This window comes from Tissierella sp. P1, assembly GCF_002266425.1.
In the GTDB taxonomy this organism is placed as follows: Bacteria; Bacillota; Clostridia; order Tissierellales; family Tissierellaceae; genus Tissierella; species Tissierella carlieri.
Genome location: NZ_NPMN01000022.1, coordinates 67,907 through 75,179, shown reverse-complemented (window position 1 = coordinate 75,179; position 7,273 = coordinate 67,907). Strand labels below are relative to the sequence as shown.

Here is a 7,273-nt window from a genome sequence, read left to right as displayed (position 1 = left end):
AAATAGTTTCTTGCATTTAAGTATTGCTTCTTCTAATTTTTTGTCGTAATTATTTTCTCCATAAACTCTGCTAGGTATCAGTCCGCTAATAATCACTATAGCTGTTAATAAAACAATTGATACTTTCTTCACAATTGCACCCCCTAATTTATATGTTTTACCGCAGTTACTTTATTCTTCTGTATATAAAATTCATCTGAAAGACCATTAACAATGACCAATCCTCTACCACAGCATTTTAAATCACTAGGGTCATAGGATTTTAAATCATAATCTATGCCTCTTCCCTCATCTTCCACTTGAATTATTATCTTATTTTTATCTACTTCTAATGATAGTTTGACACATTTTGTAGTAACACAATCATTTCCATGTAGAACGCCATTAATAACCAATTCATTGAGTATTAGCCTTATGTCAAACATTATATCACTATTTTCTATTATATGATTAAGTTTCTTTAAAATATCATCCACAAAGTTTTTTATCATATCTAAGTCAGAGCATACTGTTCCGCTATACTTAAAATCCACTGTCATCACTTCCATCTAATTATATTATTATGTTCTTTTAATATATTTCTATTTTACCCATATTTTTGTCAGTCTAACCTATTTGTGTAGTTGCTTAAAATAATTATTTTCTTACATAAGTTTTTAAGTTTATTATTATCTTTTCTGGGTATCATCTATATGATTACACAATAGAAAGGAGAATGTAAATGGAAAGATGGGTATGTGATCCATGCGGTTATGTATATGATCCAGCTGAAGGAGATCCAGATAACGGAATAGCTCCAGGAACAGCTTTTGAAGATCTACCAGCAGATTGGGTTTGTCCAGTTTGTGGTGCTGATAAGGATCAATTTTCAAAAGAATAGTAAGAAGGACACAATATAGCAGTCCTCTACATAAAGACCAGTAGTGAAAAACTACTGGTCTTTGTCTTTTCAATTAAACAGTAGGCCTTATCTACTGCTGTAGTATTCCTTGAAACACTTCCCAAACTTTATCTTTATTTATCTTCTTTTCAGATGAATAAGGTATAATGAGGTTTATATCTTTTATTTCTAGTTTCTTCTTTATTATATTTACATGCTTTTGCCAATTTCCTTTTGATATCTTATCTGCCTTAGTTGCTATGACTATTCCTGTATAACCGAAGGATTTTATCCATTGATACATCATAAGATCTTGGTCTGTTGGCTCATGTCGTATATCTACAATTAATATTACCTCTTTTAAATTCTTTCTATCTGTAAGATATCTTTCTATTATTTCTCCCCATTTTTCCTTCTCAGTTTTAGACGCTATAGCATACCCATAGCCTGGAAGGTCTACAAATCTAAAGCTATCGTTGATAATATAGAAATTAATTGTCCTTGTTTTACCAGGCTTACCAGAAGTTCTAGCTAAATTTGCCCTGTCAATCATTGAGTTTATAAAAGATGATTTTCCAACATTAGATCTACCTGCAAATGCTATTTCTGGAAGCTCATCCTGTGGATATTGTTTAGGCCCTACTGCAATAGCATGTAAGTCAGATTTAATTATTTTCATCTATATCATTCCTCTTTATCAATGCATGTTCTAATACTTCATCCATGGATCTTACTAGAACAAAAGTCATTTTCTTTCTTATTTTATCTGGAATCTCTTCTAAATCTTTTTCATTTTCAATGGGTAGCAATACTTTCTTTATCCCCATTCTATTTGCTGCCAGTACCTTTTCTTTGATTCCTCCTACTGGTAAAGCTCTACCTCTTAACGTTATTTCTCCCGTCATAGCTACTTCTCTACTAATTGGAGTATTAGATAGTGCTGAAATAACTGCTGTAGCAATAGTAATACCTGCTGATGGTCCATCTTTAGGTATGGCTCCTTCTGGTACGTGAATATGAATATCCATATCTTTATAGAAATCAGCTTCAATTCCCAATAGATTGGAGTTGGCTCTGATATAACTAATTCCTGCCATAGCTGATTCCTTCATAACTTCTCCTAACTTTCCAGTTAATTGAATTTTCCCAGTTCCCTTCATAGTATTGACTTCTACAGAAAGAGTTTCTCCACCAACTGCTGTCCAAGCCAAACCATTAGCTACACCAATTTGGTTTTCTTCTCCTAAAGTGTCAAATCTATACTTTTCAACTCCCAAATAGTTTGATAAATTTCCATTATTTATTCTTACAGTTTTTAGATTTTTTTCAACTATTTTTTTAGCTGCCTTTCTACAAACATTAGCTATGTTTCTTTCTAAATTTCGTACTCCTGCTTCTCTAGTATAATTATTGATTATACCTCTTATAGCAGATTCTGATACCATTAGATTATCTTCTTTTAGACCATGTTCTTTTAACTGTTTTGGAAGTAAATGATTCATAGCTATTTGTACTTTTTCTTCTTCTGTGTAACCAGATATTCTTATTACTTCCATTCTGTCTAAAAGTGGTGCTGGTATAGTAGCTGTAGTATTTGCCGTAGTTACAAATAACACCTTAGATAGGTCAAATGGTACATCTAAATAGTGATCTGTAAATGTAACATTTTGCTCTGGATCTAGTACCTCAAGTAAAGCACTAGAAGGATCTCCTCTATAATCACTACCTAATTTATCTATTTCATCAAATAAGAACACTGGATTTTTAGTCCCTGCCTTTTTCATGGAATTAATTATACTTCCTGGCATAGAACCTATATAAGTTCTTCTGTGTCCTCTTATTTCGGCTTCATCCCTTACTCCTCCTAAGGACATTCTAACAAACTTTCTATTAAGAGACTTAGCTATAGATCTTGCAATAGAAGTCTTACCTACTCCTGGAGGTCCCACTAAACAAATTATAGGGCCCTTCATACTATTAGTTAACTTCCTTATAGCTATAAACTCCAATATCCTTTCCTTTACATCTACAAGTCCATAGTGCTCATCATTTAATATATCTCTTGATTTCTTAATATCTATCTTGTCTCTTGTCTCTTTATCCCAAGGTAAATCTATTATCCAATCTAAATAGGTTCTAATTACTCCTGTTTCTGGTGAATGAGATGATAGTTTTGTAAGTCTCTCAACTTCCTTCATTGCCTTTTCTTTTACTTCCTTAGGCATTTTTATCTTTTCTATCTTCTCCTCATATCCTTCTACTTCTGCCATAGTATCATCGTCTTGACCTAATTCTTTTTGAATCGCTTTAATTTGTTCTTTAAGATAATATTCTTTTTGAACTTTATTTATTTGTTTCTTTACCCTCTGATTTATTTTATCTTCGATTTTTAATACCTCTATTTCCTCTTGTAATATTATATGAAGAAATTCTAATCTTTCATAAAAATCAAAAGTTTCTAATATTTTTTGATCATCTTCTATCTTTAAATATATATAAGATGCTATAACATCTGCCAATCTACCTGGATCTTCAATATCTGAAATAGTAACTAAAACATCAGAAGAAACTCTATCATTAAAAGAAAGATATTCTTCAAAGTCATTTATTACAAGCCTCATAGCTGCTTCTAAATCTATATCTTTTTTTATATCCTCTTCATCATAGGATAATTCCTCCACATCAGCTACGAAGTATGGTTCTTCTTGGACTATATTAGTCACTCTACCTCTATTCATACCTTCGACTAATACTCTAATACTACCACCAGGTAATTTTAGCATCTGCTTAACCTTAGCCACAGTACCTACATGATAAAAATCCTCTACAGTTGGTTCATTAACCTTTTGGTCTTTCTGAGTACATAATAATATAGAAGCATCATCTAACATTGCCTTTTCTAAGGCACTAATAGATCTTTCTCTCCCAACATCAAAATGAACAACCATATGAGGAAATACTGATATTCCTCTCAAAGGTATTAGCGGTAGGGTTCTATTCTGTACTTCATAATGTTTCATCCTTGTTTATCCCTCCCTATGTACATCAATAGTAATTAAATCTCTAAATACAAGGAAAAGCCCACAAATGTGAGCCTTTAAGATGCAGATTCCTTGTTACTAGTTTTCTTAGACCTACTTTTCTTTTTTCTATCTGAGAGTACCAAAGTAGGCTCTACCTTGTTTTCTATTGTTTCTTTTGTTATAACACATTTCTCTATATCATCTCTTGAAGGGAGCTCATACATAATATCTAGCAAGGTTTCTTCTATTATACTTCTAAGTCCTCTTGCACCTGTTTTTCTTTCGATTGCCTTTTTAGCTATGGAAAGAAGAGCCCCATCTTCAAACTCAAGATCTACCCCATCCATTGAAAATAACTCTTTATATTGTTTTATAAGAGCATTTTTTGGTTCTGTAAGGATTTTAACTAATGATTCCTCATCTAGTTCTTCTAGAGTAACCATAACAGGTAGTCTTCCAACAAATTCTGGAATCAATCCAAATTTGAGAAGATCTTCAGGCTGTAAGTATTTCAAAAGTTCTCCAATTTTTGCATCCTTTTGAGATGATACTTCTGCTCCAAATCCCATAGATTTTTTACCTACACGATTTTGAATTATCTTATCTAATCCATCAAAAGCTCCTCCAACTATAAATAATATATTAGTTGTATCCACTTGAATGAACTCTTGATGTGGATGTTTTCTTCCACCTTGAGGCGGAACATTTGCAACAGTTCCCTCAAGAATCTTTAATAATGCTTGCTGCACACCTTCACCGCTTACATCTCTTGTAATAGACGGGTTTTCAGTTTTTCTAGCCACTTTGTCTATCTCATCTATATATATTATCCCTTTTTCAGCTCTTTCAATGTCATAATCTGCTGCCTGAATAAGTTTTAATATTATATTTTCAACATCTTCACCCACATATCCAGCTTCTGTTAAAGAAGTGGCATCTGCTATAGCAAATGGTACATTCAGTATCTTTGCTAAGGTTTGAGCAAGCAGAGTTTTCCCTGAACCCGTAGGCCCCAACATAATAATATTACTCTTTTGAAGTTCAATATCATTATTTTTTGTTGGTTTTTTATTTATTCGCTTGTAATGATTATAAACTGCTACAGCTAAAGCTCTTTTGGCCCTTTCTTGTTTTATAACATAATCATCTAGAGTCTCTTTTATAACAATAGGCTTAGGTAAGTCTTGTATCTCATAATCGAAGTTATCGATAAATTCTTCTTCAATTATTTCCTGACATAGCTCTATACATTCATTACATATATAAACATTGGGTCCAGCAATAAGTCTCCTAACTTGTTCCTGTGGCTTTCCACAAAAAGAGCAACGAAGCTGTTTTTCATCATATTTAGCCACGATGACACCTCACTTAATTTATTTTCTTGATATTACAGCATCTATTATACCATATTCCTTAGCTTCTTCAGCTGTCATATAATAATCTCTGTCCGTATCTCTAGATACCTTTTCTAGCGGCTGACCAGTTCTTTCAGCTAATATTTTATTGATTCTTTCTCTTATCTCAATTATCTTTTCTGCTTGAATTCTAATATCCTCTGCCTGACCTTTAGCCCCACCTAAAGGTTGATGTATCATGATATCAGCATTAGGTAATGCAAATCTCTTTCCCTTTGTACCAGCAGCAAGCAAGAAAGCACCCATACTAGCTGCCATGCCCATACAGATAGTTGATACATCTGGTTTAATATATTGCATAGTATCAAATATAGCAAACCCTGCACTTACTGAGCCACCTGGACTATTTATATAAAGTTGAATATCTTTATCTGGATCTTCTGATTCAAGAAATAACAATTGAGCTACTACTAAATTTGCAGTAACATCATTAACTTCATCACCTAAAAATACTATTCTTTCTTTTAATAATCTAGAGTAAATATCATAGGATCTTTCTCCTCTGTTTGTTTGTTCTACAACCATAGGAACTAAAGCCATTTTACATCCCTCCAATAATTATTTGAATTTAGCATTTGCCTTTAATAACTCAATAACCTTTTGATTTGTAATAGCTGTCTCTAAGAAGGATAAATCTCCTCTTCTCATATCTTTAATAAACTGTTCTTTATTTTCTTGTTTGTAAGAATCTGCCATTTTTTCTAATTCTTTATCTATATCTTCTTCTGTTACTTCTATATTCTCAGCCTTGCCAATAGCTTCAAGAATTATGTCTCCTCTAACTCTCTTCTCTGCCATAGGTCTTAGCTGCTCTTTTAAGCTTTCTTCTGTTGAATTAGTTATTTGTAGGTATTGCTCTAAGTTAATACCTTGCATTCTCATTCTATAATCAAATTCTCCTAATTCATTTTCTAATTGAGAATCTATCATAACTTCTGGTATATCCACTTCACAGATCTCTATTACTTTTTCTATCAAGTTATTTTCATTTTCTACTTCTTCTTTGTTTTTAAATTCTTCTTCTAGTTTTTCTCTAATACTATTTTTATATTCTTCTATAGTATCAAATTCAGATACATCTTTTGCAAATTCATCATCCAATTCTGGTAATTCTTTCTCCTTTATTTCATGAATTGTTACTTTAAATGTAGCTTCTTTACCTTTTAAATCTTCAGCATGATATTCTTCAGGGAAAGTCACAACTACATCTACTTCTTCACCCTTATTTTTACCCACTAATTGTTCTTCAAAACCTGGAATAAATCTCCCCGAACCTATTTCTAAAGTTTGACCTTCAGCAGTTCCACCATCAAATTGAGCTCCATCAACATATCCTGCATAATCGATAGTTAAAATATCTCCAACTTTAACCACTCTATCTCCTGCATCAATTATTCTTCCGTTCATTTCTTGAACTGATTTTAGTTCATCTTCTACATGCTCGTCTGTTACATTATACTCTACTTTTTCAATTTCTATACTTTTGTAATCTCCAAGAACTACTTCTGGTTTTACTGCTACTTCTATTTTAACAATTATCGGTTTACCTTTTTCAATTTCTTCAATGTGTACTTCTGGTTGATCTACTGGCTCTAATCCCAATTCTTCAACTGCATCATTGTAGGCATTTGGTAAAATTATATTAATAGCTTCTTCATAGAAAACTTCTACTCCATAGTTCATTTCAATAATTTTTCTTGGAACTTTTCCTTTTCTAAATCCTGGAATATTAAATTTCCCTCTATTTTGTAAATATGCTTTTTGTAATGCTTCTTCGAAATTTCTCTCTGATATTTCAAAAGTAAAAGTAGCCTTATTGTTTTCTTTTTTTTCTAGAATCGCCTTCATTTGCAATTTCCTCCCCTATCTATTTATCCATTTTTAGCTAATCTATTATATCATAAAATTATAACATAACAAATAATAATATCCAATATTATATATAACAAAACATA

At 32.0% G+C, this 7,273-nt stretch carries 7 protein-coding genes; 1 reads left to right on the top strand and 6 read right to left on the bottom strand.

What is annotated here, in order from left to right; translation table 11 throughout:
* Window positions 1-143 precede the first annotated feature (143 nt).
* Entirely contained in the window at window positions 144-539 is a 396-nt protein-coding gene (locus CIW83_RS15475; protein WP_235601364.1) for an ATP-binding protein, read from the bottom strand.
* A 182-nt stretch (window positions 540-721) separates the two neighbouring features.
* Here CIW83_RS15475 and rd point away from each other — a divergent pair, with 182 nt between their 5' ends.
* The gene (rd, locus tag CIW83_RS15470; protein ID WP_094902827.1) at window positions 722-880 is read left to right on the top strand and encodes a rubredoxin; all 159 of its coding nucleotides are present in this window, start codon (window positions 722-724) and stop codon (window positions 878-880) included.
* Window positions 881-971: 91 nt separating this feature from the next.
* On the opposite strand, the gene yihA is transcribed toward rd, so the two are convergent.
* The 5 genes from yihA to tig form a co-directional block, all read right to left on the bottom strand.
* Complete coding sequence (gene yihA, locus CIW83_RS15465) at window positions 972-1,559, bottom strand: ribosome biogenesis GTP-binding protein YihA/YsxC (protein ID WP_094902825.1); 588 nt, start codon at window positions 1,557-1,559, stop codon at window positions 972-974.
* Entirely contained in the window at window positions 1,546-3,900 is a 2,355-nt protein-coding gene (lon, locus tag CIW83_RS15460) for an endopeptidase La (protein WP_094902823.1), read from the bottom strand. Before lon ends, yihA begins: the two co-directional genes overlap by 14 nt.
* Window positions 3,901-3,977: 77 nt before the next feature.
* Window positions 3,978-5,258, bottom strand: a complete 1,281-nt coding sequence (gene clpX, locus CIW83_RS15455) for an ATP-dependent Clp protease ATP-binding subunit ClpX (RefSeq protein ID WP_094902821.1) — start codon at window positions 5,256-5,258, stop codon at window positions 3,978-3,980.
* Window positions 5,259-5,276: 18 nt separating this feature from the next.
* Window positions 5,277-5,858, bottom strand: a complete 582-nt coding sequence (gene clpP, locus CIW83_RS15450) for an ATP-dependent Clp endopeptidase proteolytic subunit ClpP (RefSeq protein WP_094902819.1) — start codon at window positions 5,856-5,858, stop codon at window positions 5,277-5,279.
* Between the two features lie 18 nt (window positions 5,859-5,876).
* Window positions 5,877-7,166, bottom strand: coding sequence for a trigger factor (gene tig, locus CIW83_RS15445; protein WP_094902817.1), 1,290 nt, complete (start codon window positions 7,164-7,166; stop codon window positions 5,877-5,879).
* Window positions 7,167-7,273 lie beyond the last annotated feature (107 nt).

Excerpts from the sequence above, each read along its gene's own strand:
- CIW83_RS15475 (WP_235601364.1), bottom strand. The coding sequence starts at position 539 with ATGACAGTGGATTTTAAGTATAGCGGAACAGTATGCTCTGACTTAGAT.
- rd (WP_094902827.1), top strand. The coding sequence starts at position 722 with ATGGAAAGATGGGTATGTGATCCATGCGGTTATGTATATGATCCAGCT.
- yihA (WP_094902825.1), bottom strand. The coding sequence starts at position 1,559 with ATGAAAATAATTAAATCTGACTTACATGCTATTGCAGTAGGGCCTAAA.
- lon (WP_094902823.1), bottom strand. The coding sequence starts at position 3,900 with ATGAAACATTATGAAGTACAGAATAGAACCCTACCGCTAATACCTTTG.
- clpP (WP_094902819.1), bottom strand. The coding sequence starts at position 5,858 with ATGGCTTTAGTTCCTATGGTTGTAGAACAAACAAACAGAGGAGAAAGA.
- tig (WP_094902817.1), bottom strand. The coding sequence starts at position 7,166 with ATGAAGGCGATTCTAGAAAAAAAAGAAAACAATAAGGCTACTTTTACT.